Genomic DNA, 15,638 nt, shown 5'->3' on the forward strand with positions numbered 1-15,638 from the left:
TTCGGGCGGTGCTAAAGCGCCGCGCCATTCCGCCGTTTCGGGGGAACTGGTTCAGGGCTGAAGGGCCGGGGGCACCGTTGCCATGAGTAATGCCGAAAATGCCGCTGAATGCACTGGTCCGACCGTGCAGGCGGCGGGACACGCGGCGGGACACTCGCATACGCAAGGTTCAGTGATGAAGCTTGCGGTCGGGGCCATTGGTGTCGTCTTTGGCGACATCGGCACCAGCCCGCTCTATGCGCTGCGCGATACGTTTGACGGCCACCACCCGCTGCCGCTCGACCTTCTGCATATCTACGGCATCATCAGCCTCATGTTCTGGTCGATGATGATCATCGTCACGTTCAAGTATGTGACGATCATCATGCGCGCTGACAACAAGGGCGAAGGCGGCAGCCTTGCCCTGCTTGCGCTCATCAACCAGCACACCGATGGCAAGCGCTGGGGCAGGGGCATCATTCTGCTGGGCGTTTTCGCCACGGCGCTGTTCTATGGCGATTCGATGATTACCCCGGCCGTGTCGGTCATGGGCGCGATCGAGGGGCTTTCGGTTTACGAGCCGCGGATGCAGGGGATGATCGTTCCCCTTGTCGTCGGCATTCTCATCGGCCTGTTCCTCATCCAGAGCCGCGGGACCGAGCGTGTTTCGGCCCTGTTCGGCCCGGTCATGCTGCTCTATTTCGCCACCATTGCCACGCTTGGCGCCTTCAGCATTGCCCAGCATCCGCAGGTCATCGGCGCGCTCAGCCCGCATCATGCTGCCAGCATGTTCATTGCCGATCCGTTTCGCGGATTCCTTGCCATGGGGGCGGCCGTGCTGGCCGTTACCGGGGCGGAGGCGCTTTATGCCGACATGGGCCATTTCGGGCGCAATCCGATCCGCGTGTCGTGGCTGGTGTTTGTCCTGCCTGCGCTGGTGCTCAACTATCTGGGCCAGGCATCCCTCCTGATCCGCGATCCCTCGGCGTTGGCCAGCCCGTTCTATTTCCTTGCGCCCGAATGGTTCCAGTGGCCCCTGCTGTTCATTGCCTCGGCCGCGGCAATCATCGCTTCGCAGGCCGTGATCTCAGGCGCATTCTCGGTGACGCAGCAGGCGATCCAGCTTGGCTTCATCCCGCGCATGACGATCAAGCACACCTCGACCGCGGCGGGCCAGATCTACATTCCCGTCATCAACTGGGCGCTGATGATTGCGGTCATCCTGCTGGTGCTGGTGTTCCAGCGTTCGTCGAATCTCACGGCGGCCTATGGCATCGCCGTGACCGGCGCGATGCTGATCGACAATTTCCTGCTGGCGGTGGTGCTGTTCAAGCTTTGGCAGTGGAAAGCCCCTGCCGCCATTGCCATGCTGGCCCTGTTCTTCGCGATCGATGGGGCATACCTTGGCGCGAACCTTACCAAGATCCCTGATGGCGGCTGGGTGCCGCTGCTCATGGGCGTGGCGATCTTCACCCTGCTTACCACTTGGTCGCGCGGGCGCGCGCTGATGCGGGCCAACATGGCCGAAGGCACGATCCCGCTCGAAGTCTTTACCAAGTCGGCCCATTCCAGCGCCGCGCGCGTGTCCGGCACGGCCATTTTCATGGCGTCCACATCGTCGGGTGTGCCCTCGGCGCTGCTGCACAACATCAAGCACAACAAGGTGCTGCACGAGCGCGTGGTCATCCTCACCGTCTCGATCGAGGACGTGCCCTATGTGGAGGAGAGCGAGCGCTACTCGGTCAAGGACTTCGGCAACGGGTTCTACCGGCTGACGCTGCGGTTCGGCTTCCTTGAGGAAACCGATGTGCCAGCCGCGCTCAAGCGAGTCGACATGTGCGGCGAACCGTTCAACATGATGAAGACCAGCTTCTTCCTCTCGCGCCAGACGCTGCTTCCGTCAGACAAGCCGGGCATGGCGCTGTGGCGGGAAAAGCTGTTTGCATGGATGCTGCGCAATGCGGCGAGCGCGATGGAGTTCTTCCGCCTGCCCACCAACCGCGTGGTTGAGCTGGGCAGCCAGCTCAAGATCTGAGCATGGCATCGGAGCCTGCCATTTATGGCGCGCTTGCGGGCAAGCGCATTCTGGTGATCGAGGACGAGTTCATCGTGGCGGCCATGGTGGCCGAAGCACTGGACCATGCAGGCGCGATTGCGCTGGGGCCGGTCGGTCGGGTGGATGATGCCTTGCAGGCCATCGGCGGCGTCAGACTTGGCGCACCGCATATCGATGCCGCTGTGCTCGACTGGAACCTGTGTGGCGACCCCGGTCTTCCCGTGGCCATCGCTCTTGCGGGGCAGGCCATCCCCTTCGTCATTGCTACTGGCTATGGCTCGGTCGAGTCGGCGTTTGCGGATCGCCCGCTGATTGCCAAGCCCTATGCGGAAGATGATCTGCTGGCAAAGCTGGCCAGCCTGCTTGCCACCTGAAAGCGCCCACGAATAAGGGCGCGGCGTTTGCGCGCCGCGCCCCCTTCCTTGTCGCGTGTCAGCAACGGGTGTGTCGGCTTCAGCCGAGGTTCGCGCTGACCATGGCGTAGAGCATGGGGATCGACAGCAGCGTGTTGGTGCGGCTGGCATAGAGCGCGCGCGGTGCGGCGGCGGCCTTTTCTTCGGCCGATGCTTCGACGATGCCGAGAATCTTCTTCTGGGCGGGCCAGATGATGAACCACACGTTGAACGCCATGATGAGCGCCAGCCACATGCCGATGCCGATCAGGCGGACATTGCCTTCGCCCGTGAGCGTCATGGCCTGATGGGCGTAGCCCGAAACCACGGCAATGCCGAGGCCGGTGATGACCGTGAGCAGCGCGCCATAGCGGAAGAAGAAGAATACCTTGGGCGCGATGAAGCCGGTGATGGCGCCCTTCTGCTCTGCCGGGATCTTGGGCATGGTGGGCACCTGCACGAAGTTCAGGTAATAAAGCAGGCCGATCCACACGATCCCGAAGAAGATGTGCAGCCAGCGCAGCACCGAGTTCGCATCGACCGGTGCGGAATCGGTAAAGCCCATCATCAGCACGATTGCGGCGACAAGGCCGGTAACAAGCACAAGATGAAGGTTGCCAAAGAACTTGGCCATGAGATTTCCCCCTTTATACAACCGTCTGTCATTCCGGCGCACGACCTGAAGCGCCTACGGTTCCCCGCATATTAGGCACGGTGCGGCGAATGTCACACAAAAATGTGTTGCAAAAGTCACACGAAAACCACGCGCAGGCATCCTGTCCGAAGGGCACGGGCCGGCGCGGCCAGTCCAGTTTGTTCCCGCAGCCGCATCAGTCGTGCGGCGGGTTCTGCTCCACCTCGGTTTCCGCCTCAACGGCCAGTCCGTGCCTCATCAGCATCGGGATTTGCGCGAAGGTGAACAGGAACGAAAGCGCCGTCACGCCCCACAGCTTTGCCTGAAGCCAGATTTCGAAATTGCCGTTGGCCGTGTTGAAGAAGTGGCGCAGCACTTCGTTCAGTCCGGCCAGGAACAGGAAGAAGAAGGCCCAGTTGCGCGAAAGCTTGATCCAGCCTTCTTCGCTCAGGCCGTCGAAGGCTGCCTCCAGCAGATAGCGCAGCATGGCCTTGCCGCGTGCAAGCCCGGCAAACAGCACGCCCGCAAACAGCAGGTAGATCGCGGTCGGCTTTACCTGAATCCAGAACGGATCGCCCAGCAGCACCGTAAGCGTGCCGAAGCCGAGGATCAGCACCGTGGAAAGCCACAGCATCGGCGATACCTTGCCCAGTCGCCATTTCGATACGATGAGGGCGATTACGGTGGCCGCCATGAATGCGGCGGTTCCCTTGGTCACGGCCACCACCTCGCCAAGCCCGGCTTCCGCGCCTTCCGGCTTGAAGTGGCGATAGGCGAGGAAGAACACCAGCAGCGGTCCGTAATCGACCGCCAGATTGATCCAGGATGACCGGGGCTTCCTGTCCGTCGTGCTCACCGGAATACTCCTGCAATGACCTTGGCCACAAGATCGGGGTCGAAGGGCCGCAGATCGTCGATCTTCTCGCCAACGCCGATGGCATGAATAGGCAGACCATATTGTTCTGCCGCTGCCACCAGCACTCCGCCGCGCGCGGTGCCATCCAGCTTGGTCATGATGAGGCCGGTCACGCCCGCCACTTCCTTGAAGATCTCGATTTGCTGAAGCGCATTCTGCCCGTTGGTGGCGTCGAGCACCAGCACCACGTCATGGGGTGCTTGCGGATTCAGGCGGCCAAGCACGCGGCGCACCTTGGCCAGTTCGTCCATCAGTTCGCGCTTGTTCTGAAGACGGCCCGCTGTGTCCACGATCAGCGTGTCAATGCCGGTCTCGGTCGCGGCCTTGACCGCATCGAACACGATCGAGGCAGGATCGCCGCCTTCCGGTCCGGTCACGATAGGCACCCCCAGCCGGTCTGCCCAGACCTTCAACTGGCCGATGGCGGCGGCGCGGAAGGTATCGCCCGCTGCCAGCATCACACCATAATCCTGTTCCTGGAACAGGTGCGCCAGCTTGGCGATGGTGGTGGTCTTGCCCGATCCGTTCACCCCGATCACGAGGATCACCTGCGGGCGCGGGAAGGCCACGATCTCAAGCGGCTTGGCCACCGGACGAAGGATGGCCGCGATTTCTTCGGCCACGGCCTCCCTCAGGCCCTGCTCGGTAATCCCGGCGGCAAAGCGCGCATCCTTCAGTTTCGCGCGGATGCGGGCCGCCGCGCGCGGTCCGAGGTCCGAGAGGATCAGCGCATCCTCGATGTCGTCAAGTTGCGCCTCGGTCAGGCGCGTTGTGCCCACGATCCCGCCAAGATTTTCGGCAAGGCGTTCCGAGGTCTTGCGAAACCCGCCCAGCAAGCGGTCGGTCCAGCTTTCGCCACTCATTCCAGCATTCCTTCGACAATCCTTGTCGGCGTTACCGTGACGATGTTTCCCGCAGGAGTGCCGACCGGCACGCGGTAACAGGCAAAATTGGGCGCATGGCCGGTTCCGTCGCGTTCGGCAAGAACCTGTGCGGGGCTTGCGACCAGCGTTTCCAGCCAGCGCGTGCGTTCACGCCCGGCCAGCGCGCGCAGTTCGGCGGCTCGTTCGCGCACCAGCACCGGATCGACCTGCGGCATCCGCGCTGCCGGAGTGCCGGGGCGCGGCGAATAGGGAAAGATGTGTGCATGCACGACCGCGCATTCCGACACGATGGAAAGGTTCTCGGCGTGCATCCGGGCGGTTTCGGTGGGGAAGCCGGCAATCAGATCGGCGCCGATGGCAATGTCCGGGCGCCGGGCCTTCATGCGCTCGACCAGAGCGATGGCATCGCGGCGCGAATGGCGGCGTTTCATTCGCTTGAGCACCATGTCGCTGCCGGATTGCAGCGAAAGGTGGATGTGCGGCATCACGCGCGGTTCCTGCGTGATGAGATCGAACAGCAGCGGATCGATCTCAACGCCGTCGAGCGATGACAGGCGCAGGCGGGGAAGAGTGGGAAAGGCATCGAGGATCGCCTGCACCAGGTGGCCGAGTTTCGGTGCGCCGGGAAGGTCCGCGCCCCACGAGGTGACATCGACGCCCGTGAGGACCACTTCATGCACCGGCCGCTCTCCGGCAAGCACGGTCTGGCCGATTGCCTCCAGCACGCTGGGGACTGGCACAGATACGCTTGCCCCGCGCCCCTGCGGTATGATGCAGAACGTGCAGGCATGATCGCAGCCGTTCTGCACGGGGACAAAAGCGCGGGTATGCGAACCGGCCGCGCGCGGCGGCCGAGCGGGGTTTGCAGCCCAGCTTTCGGGCCGGAGCTTGAGGCTGTTGGATACGACCGCGTCCACTTCGGCCATCGCGGCAAAGGCATCTGCATCGATCGTTGCGGCACAGCCCGTGACAACGAGCCGAGCGCCGGGATGCGCGCGGCGCAGGCGTCGCACTGCCCGGCGTGACTGGCGCACCGCTTCGGCGGTCACGGCGCAAGAGTTGACCACCACCGTGGGCGGAGCATCGGCAAGAAACCCGCGGATTGCCTCGCTTTCGGCAATGTTCAGACGGCAGCCGAGCGAGATGACTTCGCCGGAAGGGGTGAGCTGGCTCATGCCGGGAAATCGGTGTCCGCGAACGTGCCTTCAAAGCTCGTGGCGGCGGGGCCGGTCATGTCGATGGTGCCGCCTTCGGGCCATGTGATGACAAGCGGCCCTCCCGGCAGGTCGACCCGCACCCGGCGCCCGGTCAGCTTGCGCCGGATCGCCGCCACGGCCGTGGCGCAGGCACCGGTGCCGCATGCCTGCGTAAGACCTGCTCCGCGCTCCCAGACGCGCAGCCTGAGATGATCGGTGCCGATCAGGCTGGCGACATTGACATTGATCTTCTGCGGAAACAGCGGGTCGCATTCGATCAAAGGGCCAAGCCGCGCCAGGTCGATCGCGTCGGTATCGGGCACGAAGAATACCACGTGCGGATTGCCGACATTGACGCCCACCGGGTTTTCGAGGTCTTCCCAGCCGACCGGCATTTCCAGCGTATCCATGGCATAGGCCACGGGGATTTCATCCCAGCGCAGGCGGGGCGCGCCCATGTCGACCGATACACCGTCTTCGCGCGCGGATGAGCGGATAACGCCCCCCAGCGTTTCGATGCTCTGATCGCCACCCAGCAGCAGGCCGACCGCGCGGCTTGCGTTTCCGCAGGCTTCCACTTCGCTGCCATCGTGATTGAAGATCCGCATCCGCACATCCGCCACGGCCGATGGTTCAAGCACGATTAGCTGATCGCAGCCGATCCCGGTGCGCCTGTCGGCCAATGCGGCGGCGCGCCGCGCGGTCATTATCACCGGCGCTGCGCGTGCGTCGATCACCACGAAGTCGTTGCCGAGACCATGCATCTTGCGAAAGGGAATGCGCATGGCCCGCGACTTAAGGATTGGCGCGGCGCAAGGCAATCAGTTGCGCTGCCGCGAACCGTGATTTCCGTCTGCGGTCTTTTCAGCCAAGGGCCGTGCGGGGGGTATCGGTCTGCGCCTGCGTATCGGCGGCCGGGTCATCGCTGCCCTGCAAAAGGGCGCGTTCTGCCAGCATGGCGCGCACCTCCTGTGCATCCACGGGCTGTCCGTAAAGGAAGCCCTGACCCTTGAACGAACCGAACTTGCGCAGTTCGTCCAGCACTTCGGGCGATTCGATTCCTTCTGCCGTCATCGGCATGTTCAGCCCCTTGCCCAGCGAGGAGATCGCCTCGATGATCGTCGCGCTGTCCTTGTTCGTGCCCAGCGTTGAAACGAAGAAGCGGTCGATCTTGATCTGGTCGAAGGGCAGGGTGCGAAGCTGCGCAAGGCTGGAATAGCCTGTGCCGAAATCATCCAGGCTGATGCGGATGCCCTGGTTCTTGAGACTGGTGATGAGCGTGCGGACCACGCCGATGCTTTCGTGCAGGCAGGTCTCGGTAATTTCGATGTCCAGCCGGTTGGGTGGGAAATTGGCCTCGACCAGCAGTTTGAGCAGCTTCTGCGCAAACCACGGATCGCGCAGTTGCAGCGGCGAGATATTGACCGACAGCGTCAGGCGCGGATCCCATTCGCGGGCATCGCGCAGAGCCTGTCGGATCAGGCTTTCGGACAGCTCGGAGATCAGACCGATTTCTTCGGCAATGGGAATGAAAATGTCCGGCGAGACGATCCCGTGACGCGGGCTTTTCCAGCGTGCCAGCATCTCGAAGCCGGTCAGCTCGCCCGTGTCGAGATCGACCTGCTTTTCGTAGTAGGGCACGAACTCGCCGCGCGGAATGCCTTCGCGGATGCCGCGCTCCAGTTCGCTGCGAAAGCGCAGTTCGCTTTCCATCACGTCCTCGAACCAGCTGTAGCGGTTCCGCCCGCTCTTCTTGGCCTGATACATCGCTAGATCGGCGCGGTGCAGCAATGCTGCGGAAAGTTCTGCCGGGTCTGCATCGGCCTTGTCGGCCGAGGTGGCAAGGCCGATCGATGCGGTGACATCAAGGGAAAGGCCGTCGATCATCACAGGGCGGCTGATCGCTGCGGTGATCCGGGCCATGAGGCGCTCGATCGCCTCGGCATGGTCGGGATCGTAGATCGCGGCAAAGGCGAACTCGTCGCCGCCAAGCCGGGCCATGAGCGAACGTTCGGGCAGGAGCGCGGCCACGCGCTCCACCGTCTGCGTGAGGACCGCATCGCCTGCCTGATGCCCGTGGGTGTCGTTGGCGCGCTTGAAATTGTCGATGTCCATCATCATCACCACCAATTCGTGGCCGGTGATGCGCGCGGCGCGGATGATGTCTTCCAGCGCCTTGCCGACGCTTCGCCGGTTGAGGCAGCCGGTCAGCGGATCGGTATGGGCAAGCCGGTGCGCGGTCTCCTCGGCCTTGCGGCGCTGCCCCACTTCGCGGGTGAGATCGACATAGCGGCGCCAGCCGAACAGCAGCAGCGCAATGTTGAGGATAAGTGCGATGCCCAGCATCGGTTCGTGTGGTGCATCGCCCGAAAGGATCGCGCGCAGAAAGTCTCCGACGACGACCGAGCCGTTGGCAACGAACATGAGGACCGCCGCAACGATGATGCCAAGGCCGATCACGTCATTGTCCGGCCTGCGGGTCATGGCCGTGGTGGCAGCAGCGCTGCCAGTTGCAATCACCTCGGCATCTGCAACCGATTTTTCTCGATCTGGCGCTATCGCCATACCCCTGCTTTCGTTTGGCCCGGCCATGTGGCCGGTGGCGTCCTTTCAAGAGCTTCGGAGCCTAAGGGTTCGTCCTGAAGTTTTGGTTAAGATTGTCTGTGCACCCCTGGTGCGGGGGGTTGTTGCGAACGTTGCCACCATCATCGTGCTTGATTTGGCGCGTCCCGGCGCGTAAGGGCGCGCCTTGCGGCGGTGCTGTGCCCGTTGCAGATTCGACAACGGCCCCTGTTCAGGATGCCACACGCTGGTCGGCGAGGTTTCGCCCACCGGCGTTTTTCGCGTTATGCGAAATTGGCGTTCGATCGCGGGCATGACGATGGGAATTGCGCGTGTTCGATAGTCTGTCAGACCGGCTTGGAGGCGTCTTCGATCGCCTGCGCGGCCGCGGCGCGCTGCGCGAGGAAGATGTCCTTGCCGCCATGCGCGAAGTGCGCATTGCGCTGCTTGAGGCCGATGTCGCCTTGCCCGTCGTTCGCCGCTTCATCGATCAGGTGTCCGAGCAGGCCGTGGGCCAGTCGGTCCTGAAGTCGGTTACGCCGGGTCAGCAGGTCGTCAAGATCGTCAACGATGCCCTGGTCGAGATGCTGGGTGGCGGCACTGCCGAACTTGATCTTGCCGCAACGCCGCCCGTAGTCATCATGATGGTCGGCCTGCAAGGGTCGGGCAAGACCACCAGCACTGCCAAGATCGGCAAGCTGCTCAAGGAAAAGCAGGGCAAGAAAGTCCTCATGGCCTCGCTGGACGTCAACCGTCCGGCGGCGCAGGAGCAGCTCAAGGTGCTGGGCGAGCAGGCGGGCGTTGCCACGCTGCCGATCATTCCCGGCCAGCAGCCGGTGGATATCGCCACGCGCGCCATGAATGCGGCGAGGCTTCAGGCCGTGGACGTGCTGCTGCTCGATACGGCGGGCCGTCTCCACGTCGATCAGGCCCTGATGGACGAGATGAAGGCGGTTGCCGCTGTCTCGGCGCCCAAGGAAACGCTGCTCGTCGTCGATTCGCTGACCGGTCAGGATGCGGTCAACGTTGCCCGGTCGTTTTCGGGCGAGGTCGATCTGACGGGTGTTATCCTCACCCGCATGGACGGCGATGCGCGCGGTGGTGCGGCGCTTTCCATGCGCGCCGTTACCGGCAAGCCGATCAAGTTTGCAGGCACCGGCGAAAAGCTGGACGCGATCGAGCCTTTCCATCCCGAACGGGTTGCGGGCCGTATTCTTGGCATGGGCGATATCGTCTCGATCGTCGAGAAGGCGGCCGCAACGATCCAGGCCGAAGACGCCGAACGGCTTGCCCAGCGCATGTCCAAGGGTCAGTTCGACATGAACGATCTGCGCACCCAGTTGCGGCAGATGCAGAACATGGGCGGGCTTGGCATGCTGGCGGGCATGATGCCGGGCATGAAGAAAGCCAAGGCCGCGATGGCCCAATCGGGCATGGACGACAAGGTGCTGCTGCGCATGGATGCGATCATCGGTTCGATGACGCCCAAGGAGCGCGAGCGGCCCGAACTGCTCAACGCCAAGCGCAAGATCCGCATTGCCAAGGGTTCCGGCACGCAGGTGCAGGATGTGAACAAGCTTCTGAAGATGCATCAGGAAATGGCCAAGGCCATGAAGCAGATCAAGAAGATGGGCGGCCTCAAGGGGCTGGCCGCACTCTTCGGCAAGGGTGGTCTTGGCGCTGCCATGCCGGGGCTGGACCAGCAGATGGGGCCGGGCGGCCTTGGCGGTCTGGGCGGTGCTGCGGGGGGGGGCGGCCTGCCCGGTCTGGGTTCGGGCGGCCTGCCCGCCAATCTGGGCGACCTGCTCAGAAAGAAGTGATTTTGCGTTGTTCCGTTTTTTCCGGTTTGTCTGAAAGGTAGTTCAAATGTCTGTTTCCCTTCGTCTTTCGCGTGGCGGTTCGAAGAAGCGCCCCTATTACAAGATCGTCGTTGCCAACAGCCGCGCCCCGCGCGACGGCAAGTATCTGGAGCAGGTCGGCACCTACAATCCGCTGCTGGCCAAGGACGATGAAAACCGCGTGCGTCTGGTCGAAGACCGCGTGCGCTACTGGCTCGGTGTGGGCGCTCAGCCGACTGACCGCGTCGCCCGCATGCTCGACAAGGCCGGCATAAAGGAACGCGCTCCGACCGTGAACCCGAAGAAGGGTGAACCGGGCGCCAAGGCCAAGGAGCGCGCCGAGGAAAAGGCCGAGAAGGCCCGTGAAGCCGCCGAAGCTGCCGCTGCCGCGGCTGCGGCGCCCGCCGAGGAAGCACCTGCTGCCGAAGAGCAGGCCGAGGCCTGATCTTGGCAGACCGGCCCGTCACGCTTGCCGCCATCATCGGCGCGCACGGGGTGGCGGGCGAGGTCCGCTTGAAGCTGTTCGGTGAAGGCGTGGCAGCGCTGAAGCGCTACCGCGCCTTCAACGATTCTGCGCTTACCGTGGTGAAGCTGAGGGACGACGGCAAGGGTGGTGCGATTGCCCGCTTCGCCGAAGTGCCCGATCGCACGGCTGCCGAAAGGCTGCGTGGCACGGCGCTGACTGTGCGCCGTTCGGAAATGCCGCCTCTGGCGGAAGGTGAGTATTACCACGCCGATCTCATCGGCTTGCCCGCTGTTTCAACCGAGGGCGAAGCCTTGGGCGAATGTGTGGCGGTCGAGAACTTCGGCGCGGGCGACCTGATCGAGATCCGCAAGGCCAACGGCAAGACGTTCATGGTGCCGATCAAGCCGGAGGCGGTGCCCGAATGGAACGACGAGCGGATTGTGATTGAGGCCGGTTGGGTCGCGTAGTATATACATGGCGTATATACGGAGGCCGTGATGGGCAAGGAATACACCGCCAAGAGCTTCAAGTCGGGGAACTCCGTGGCAATTCGGGTGCCTGCGGCATTGGGAATCGAGCCGGATCGGGAATGGTCCGTTGAATGGGTGGACGGCAATCTGGTGCTTCGCGCCAAGCCAGAAGCCAAGCGAAAGATCGATATCAGCGGGTTCGCCGGCAAGGCGCCCGGCATCCGGTTGGCGCCGCGCGAAGATTTCGAGGAAAGGCCCAGCGTGATTGCTGCTCGCAAGGCGGCTGGTTCGTTGTGATCAGATACCTGATTGATGCGAACTGCGCCGTCTATGCGATGGATCAGGGGCACGAACTCCTGAAGGCACGCATTTCCGATTGCGATGCAGGCTCGATGGCGATTTCTGCGGTCAGCTATGCAGAAGTTGCTTACGGCACATACACTGGCAAGCCACCAGCGCCGGAGGTTCTGGAAGCTTTCCTTGAGGCGATTCCTCTGCTGGCCTTCGATGAAGCTGCCGCGCGGGAGTATGCCAAGCTGCCATTCAGGCGCGCGAGATTTGATCGGCTGCTTGCGGCCCATGCTTTGAGCATTGGTGCAATCGTGGTCACGAACAACGAGGCGGATTTTGCCGATGTGCCGGGGTTGTTGGTCGAGAACTGGACGGTGTGATTTGCCATGACCTTCGCCGCCACAGTCCTCACCCTCTATCCTGAGATGTTTCCCGGTCCGCTCGGCGTCAGCCTCGCGGGGCGCGCGTTGCGCGAGGGGACGTGGGCGATGGATGCGGTGCAGATCCGCGATTTCGCCATCGACCGGCACAAGACCGTTGACGACACGCCGGCAGGCGGCGGGGCGGGGATGGTCTTGCGGGTGGACGTGCTTGCCAAGGCCATCGATCATGCACGCGCACGCCATCCCGGCTGCCCGGTGATCGCCATGACGCCGCGCGGCAAGCCGCTGACGCAGGCGCGTGTGCGCGAGCTTGCGGCGGGGCCGGGGGTGATCGTTCTGTGCGGCCGGTTCGAAGGGTTCGACGAGCGGATTTTCGCCGGGCGTGAGGTCGAGGAAGTCTCGGTCGGAGACATCGTGCTGTCGGGCGGGGAATGTGCTGCGCTCATGCTGCTCGACGCTTGCATTCGGCTGCTTCCCGGCGTAATGGGCGCGGCTTCTAGCGGGCAAGAGGAGTCGTTCGAGAACGGCCTCCTTGAATACCCGCACTATACCCGACCTGCGGAGTGGGAAGGGCGAGTGATCCCTGAAGTGCTGCGATCGGGGGATCATGGAAAGATCGCGGCGTGGCGCAAGTCACAGTCCGAGATCGATACACGGTTACGCAGGCCGGACCTTTGGGAGCGCCACATCGGCGTTCGGGTCCAGTCTGCCTCTGGCGCGCAGCGTGAAGTGCAGGATGATTGAAAATGAACCTGATTCAGCAGATCGAGGCTGAAGCCATCGCCGAATACAAGGCGAAGAAGGAGATTCCGGACTTCCGCGCAGGCGATACCGTGCGCGTTGGCGTGCGCGTGGTCGAAGGTGATCGCACCCGCGTTCAGGCCTACGAAGGCGTCTGCATCGCGCGTTCGAACCGTGGCCTTGGCTCGAACTTCACCGTTCGCAAGATTTCGTTCGGCGAAGGCGTGGAGCGCGTGTTCCCGCTCTATTCGCCCAACATCGATTCGATTACCGTGGTGCGCCGTGGTGTCGTGCGTCGTGCGAAGCTCTACTATCTTCGTGGCCGCACCGGCAAATCGGCACGCATTGCAGAGCGCAAGGTCACCAAGGCCTGAGCCCAGGGGGCTGATCGCCGCAACACGGCTGACGTGTTGGAAAGGCGCCCCGGCTCAACAGCCGGGGCGCCTTTTTTGCTTTCAAGAGCAACTATTTCGGGCCACCTAAGCGCATCGCAAACATGCTCCCGGCGATGTTCCGGGCCTGAGGATACCCTTACCCAATGCATCATTTCCGCCTGCTCGCCGCCTGCGCGTTGTCCGCTTTTGCCGCTTCGCCAGCGCTTGCCCAACAGGGACAATCCATGACCACTGCCGCGCCCGCCGAAGCCCCCGGCCTGACTTTCGAGCGTGTGTTTGCCAGCCCCAGCCTCAATGGCCCGGCCCCGCGCGCGGTGAAGCTTTCGCCCGATGGCCGCTATCTCACCTTGCTGCGCAACCGCGCCGATGATCGCGAGCGCTATGATCTGTGGGGCTTTGACCGGCAGACTTCGCAATGGAAGATGCTGGTGGATTCGCTCAGTCTGTCATCGGGCCGCACGCTTTCCGAAGCTGAAAAGATGCAGCGCGAGCGCCAGCGCATTGGCGATCTCAAGGGCATCGTCTCGTATGAGTGGGCCGCCGATGGAAAGTCGGTGCTGGTGCCGGTTGATGGCGATTTGTTCCTTGCCGGCCTCGATGGATCGGTGCGCAAGGTGGAAGGCACCGTAGGCGGCGAACTGACGCCGAAGCTGGGGCCGAAGGGAAGCAACATCGCCTATGTGCGCGATCGGCGATTGTGGGCAGGGCCGGTGACGGGAAGCGCCCGGCCTATCACGCCGGAAGAGCCGAATGCGGATGTCCACTGGGGCGAGGCCGAGTTCGTCGCGCAGGAGGAAATGAGCCGCTTCAGCGGATTCTGGTGGTCGCCCGATGAAACCCGTATCGCGGTGGAACGGTTTGACGAAAGCATGGTGGGTGTTGTCACGCGCACCGCCATCGGTGCCGACGACACGCGCACCTACCAGCAGCGCTATCCGGCGGCGGGCACACCCAACGCCGAAGTCTCGCTGTGGATCATGGGGCCTGATGGTTCGAACCGGGTCGAGGTTGATCTGGGCGCCAACAAGGACATCTACCTTGCCCGTGTGGACTGGGCGCCTGATGGCAAGGCGCTTTACGTCCAGCGCATGAACCGCGAGCAGACCGTGCTCGACATGCTCAAGGTCGATCCCGCAACCGTCAAGTCCAGCGTCCTGTTCACGGAGAAGGCAGCGCCGCGACACTGGATCGACCTTTCCGACAGCTATCGCTTCCTTGCGGATGGCAGTCTTGTCTGGTGGTCGCAGCGCGATGGCTTCGGGCATCTCTACCGCCTCAGAAAGGGCCGGTGGACCCAGCTCACCAAGGGAGACTGGGTGGTCACTGGGCTTGTCGGAGTGGATGAGAAGGCGGGCCGGGTGTTCTTCACCGGCACGAAGGATGATGTGCTTGCCCCGCAGGTCTATGCGCTCGATCTTGCCATGCCGGGCAGGATCACGCGCCTGACCGAACCGGGCTGGGTCAACGCTGCCAGCATGGACAGGAGCGGAAAGACGCTCATGGTCACGCGCTCGTCCGATGCGCAGCCCCCGCAGTCCTACATCGCAGACAGCAACGGCAAACGCTTGGCATGGATAGAGGAAAACCGGGTGGAGGGGGCGCACCCCTATGCCCCCTATCTGGCCAGCCACCGCCCTGCGCAGTTCGGCACGATACCGGCCGCCGATGGCACGCCGCTGCACTACATGATGATAACCCCGCCGCTGGAGCCGGGACGCCGTTATCCCGTCTTCACCTACCACTATGGCGGGCCGACCGCGCAGGTTGTGACGAAGGGGTTTCAGGGCGCCTTGGCACAGGCCATCGTTGACAAGGGCTACATCTACTTCGCGATCGACAACCGCGGTTCGGAAAACCGGGGCGTGAAGTTCGCCTCGGCGATCCATCATGCGATGGGTTCGGTCGAGGTCGAGGATCAGCGCGCCGGGGCGCTCTGGCTCAAGCAGCAGCCCTTTGTCGATCCGGAACGGATCAGCACGTTCGGCTGGTCCTATGGCGGGTATATGACGATCAAGATGCTTCAGGCCGATCCGGGCGTCTATGCGGCGGGCATCGCGGTTGCTCCGGTAACGAAGTGGCAGCTCTACGACACCACTTATACCGAACGCTATCTTGGTGATCCCGGCAAGCTGCCAGAGGTTTACGAAAAGGCCAATGCGCTCGCCGATACGCGCCGCATCAGCGATCCTTTGCTCATCATTCATGGCATGGCCGACGACAACGTGGTGTTCGAGAACGCCAGCGCGATCATCGCCAAGATGCAGGGCGAGGCGGTGCCTTTCGAGATGATGCTCTATCCCGGCTACACGCACCGCATCAGCGGGCCGAAGGTCAGCCAGCACTTGTATGAGACGATTTTCCGCTTCCTCGATCGTAATGGCGCGGGGAGTGGGAAATAGGGGGCGTGGTGGCTTCAGGTGGCGTCATCCCGAAGC

Annotated in this window: 16 protein-coding genes; 10 read left to right on the top strand and 6 right to left on the bottom strand. The window is 63.2% G+C overall.

The annotated features are described in order from the left end of the window. The first annotated feature begins 82 nt into the window (after positions 1 to 82). Together DKM43_RS04495 and DKM43_RS04500 are read left to right on the top strand one after the other, a co-directional pair. Complete coding sequence (locus DKM43_RS04495; protein ID WP_109797302.1) at positions 83 to 2,014, top strand: potassium transporter Kup; 1,932 nt, start codon at positions 83 to 85, stop codon at positions 2,012 to 2,014. A 2-nt stretch (positions 2,015 to 2,016) separates the two neighbouring features. After that, positions 2,017 to 2,409: a response regulator gene (locus DKM43_RS04500; protein ID WP_109797303.1), complete on the top strand. Its 393-nt coding sequence runs from the start codon at positions 2,017 to 2,019 to the stop codon at positions 2,407 to 2,409. Positions 2,410 to 2,488: 79 nt separating this feature from the next. On the opposite strand, the gene DKM43_RS04505 is transcribed toward DKM43_RS04500, so the two are convergent. The 6 genes from DKM43_RS04505 to DKM43_RS04530 form a co-directional block, all read right to left on the bottom strand. After that, positions 2,489 to 3,061, bottom strand: a complete 573-nt coding sequence (locus DKM43_RS04505; RefSeq protein ID WP_109797304.1) for a urate hydroxylase PuuD — start codon at positions 3,059 to 3,061, stop codon at positions 2,489 to 2,491. A gap of 196 nt (positions 3,062 to 3,257) precedes the next feature. Next, on the bottom strand, positions 3,258 to 3,917 hold the full coding sequence (locus DKM43_RS04510) for an inner membrane-spanning protein YciB (protein WP_109797305.1): 660 nt from the start codon (positions 3,915 to 3,917) through the stop codon (positions 3,258 to 3,260). Then, positions 3,914 to 4,840, bottom strand: a complete 927-nt coding sequence (gene ftsY, locus DKM43_RS04515; RefSeq protein WP_109797306.1) for a signal recognition particle-docking protein FtsY — start codon at positions 4,838 to 4,840, stop codon at positions 3,914 to 3,916. Before ftsY ends, DKM43_RS04510 begins: the two co-directional genes overlap by 4 nt. Further along, on the bottom strand, positions 4,837 to 6,036 hold the full coding sequence (locus DKM43_RS04520) for a MiaB/RimO family radical SAM methylthiotransferase (protein ID WP_109797307.1): 1,200 nt from the start codon (positions 6,034 to 6,036) through the stop codon (positions 4,837 to 4,839). The genes ftsY and DKM43_RS04520 overlap by 4 nt, the downstream gene beginning before the upstream one ends. Beyond that, entirely contained in the window at positions 6,033 to 6,842 is an 810-nt protein-coding gene (dapF, locus tag DKM43_RS04525) for a diaminopimelate epimerase (protein ID WP_109797308.1), read from the bottom strand. The genes DKM43_RS04520 and dapF overlap by 4 nt, the downstream gene beginning before the upstream one ends. 79 nt (positions 6,843 to 6,921) lie before the next feature. Beyond that, a complete protein-coding gene (locus tag DKM43_RS04530; protein ID WP_236632382.1) occupies positions 6,922 to 8,541 on the bottom strand; it encodes a putative bifunctional diguanylate cyclase/phosphodiesterase in 1,620 nt (539 codons plus the stop codon). Positions 8,542 to 8,951: 410 nt separating this feature from the next. On the opposite strand from DKM43_RS04530, the gene ffh reads away from it, so the two are divergent. The 8 genes from ffh (at position 8,952) to DKM43_RS04570 (ending at position 15,602) form a co-directional block, all read left to right on the top strand. After that, a complete protein-coding gene (gene ffh / locus DKM43_RS04535; RefSeq protein ID WP_109797310.1) occupies positions 8,952 to 10,439 on the top strand; it encodes a signal recognition particle protein in 1,488 nt (495 codons plus the stop codon). Positions 10,440 to 10,485: 46 nt separating this feature from the next. Further along, positions 10,486 to 10,902 (top strand): 30S ribosomal protein S16, encoded by a 417-nt coding sequence (gene rpsP, locus DKM43_RS04540; protein ID WP_109797311.1) that lies wholly within the window; start codon positions 10,486 to 10,488, stop codon positions 10,900 to 10,902. Between the two features lie 2 nt (positions 10,903 to 10,904). Then, on the top strand, positions 10,905 to 11,390 hold the full coding sequence (rimM, locus tag DKM43_RS04545) for a ribosome maturation factor RimM (RefSeq protein WP_201739781.1): 486 nt from the start codon (positions 10,905 to 10,907) through the stop codon (positions 11,388 to 11,390). 30 nt (positions 11,391 to 11,420) lie between these two features. Continuing rightward, complete coding sequence (locus DKM43_RS04550) at positions 11,421 to 11,690, top strand: AbrB/MazE/SpoVT family DNA-binding domain-containing protein (protein WP_109797313.1); 270 nt, start codon at positions 11,421 to 11,423, stop codon at positions 11,688 to 11,690. Then, the gene (locus tag DKM43_RS04555) at positions 11,687 to 12,064 is read left to right on the top strand and encodes a type II toxin-antitoxin system VapC family toxin (RefSeq protein ID WP_109797314.1); all 378 of its coding nucleotides are present in this window, start codon (positions 11,687 to 11,689) and stop codon (positions 12,062 to 12,064) included. Before DKM43_RS04550 ends, DKM43_RS04555 begins: the two co-directional genes overlap by 4 nt. 6 nt (positions 12,065 to 12,070) lie before the next feature. Further along, positions 12,071 to 12,811 carry a tRNA (guanosine(37)-N1)-methyltransferase TrmD gene (gene trmD, locus DKM43_RS04560; protein ID WP_109797315.1) on the top strand — a complete coding sequence of 247 codons (741 nt, stop codon included), beginning with the start codon at positions 12,071 to 12,073 and terminating at the stop codon, positions 12,809 to 12,811. Positions 12,812 to 12,813: 2 nt separating this feature from the next. Beyond that, complete coding sequence (gene rplS, locus DKM43_RS04565; RefSeq protein WP_109797316.1) at positions 12,814 to 13,182, top strand: 50S ribosomal protein L19; 369 nt, start codon at positions 12,814 to 12,816, stop codon at positions 13,180 to 13,182. Between the two features lie 164 nt (positions 13,183 to 13,346). Continuing rightward, positions 13,347 to 15,602 carry a S9 family peptidase gene (locus DKM43_RS04570; protein ID WP_109797317.1) on the top strand — a complete coding sequence of 752 codons (2,256 nt, stop codon included), beginning with the start codon at positions 13,347 to 13,349 and terminating at the stop codon, positions 15,600 to 15,602. Positions 15,603 to 15,638 lie beyond the last annotated feature (36 nt).

It is taken from the genome of Novosphingobium meiothermophilum (assembly GCF_003171715.1).
GTDB classification, from domain to species: domain Bacteria; phylum Pseudomonadota; class Alphaproteobacteria; order Sphingomonadales; family Sphingomonadaceae; genus Novosphingobium; species Novosphingobium meiothermophilum.

What these genes read in the sequence shown, in the direction of transcription:
- DKM43_RS04495 (WP_109797302.1), top strand. Translation starts at nt 83, where the DNA reads ATGAGTAATGCCGAAAATGCCGCTGAATGCACTGGTCCGACCGTGCAG.
- DKM43_RS04500 (WP_109797303.1), top strand. Translation starts at nt 2,017, where the DNA reads ATGGCATCGGAGCCTGCCATTTATGGCGCGCTTGCGGGCAAGCGCATT.
- DKM43_RS04505 (WP_109797304.1), bottom strand. Translation starts at nt 3,061, where the DNA reads ATGGCCAAGTTCTTTGGCAACCTTCATCTTGTGCTTGTTACCGGCCTT.
- ftsY (WP_109797306.1), bottom strand. Translation starts at nt 4,840, where the DNA reads ATGAGTGGCGAAAGCTGGACCGACCGCTTGCTGGGCGGGTTTCGCAAG.
- DKM43_RS04520 (WP_109797307.1), bottom strand. Translation starts at nt 6,036, where the DNA reads ATGAGCCAGCTCACCCCTTCCGGCGAAGTCATCTCGCTCGGCTGCCGT.
- dapF (WP_109797308.1), bottom strand. Translation starts at nt 6,842, where the DNA reads ATGCGCATTCCCTTTCGCAAGATGCATGGTCTCGGCAACGACTTCGTG.
- DKM43_RS04530 (WP_236632382.1), bottom strand. Translation starts at nt 8,541, where the DNA reads ATGACCCGCAGGCCGGACAATGACGTGATCGGCCTTGGCATCATCGTT.
- rpsP (WP_109797311.1), top strand. Translation starts at nt 10,486, where the DNA reads ATGTCTGTTTCCCTTCGTCTTTCGCGTGGCGGTTCGAAGAAGCGCCCC.
- DKM43_RS04550 (WP_109797313.1), top strand. Translation starts at nt 11,421, where the DNA reads ATGGGCAAGGAATACACCGCCAAGAGCTTCAAGTCGGGGAACTCCGTG.
- trmD (WP_109797315.1), top strand. Translation starts at nt 12,071, where the DNA reads ATGACCTTCGCCGCCACAGTCCTCACCCTCTATCCTGAGATGTTTCCC.
- rplS (WP_109797316.1), top strand. Translation starts at nt 12,814, where the DNA reads ATGAACCTGATTCAGCAGATCGAGGCTGAAGCCATCGCCGAATACAAG.
- DKM43_RS04570 (WP_109797317.1), top strand. Translation starts at nt 13,347, where the DNA reads ATGCATCATTTCCGCCTGCTCGCCGCCTGCGCGTTGTCCGCTTTTGCC.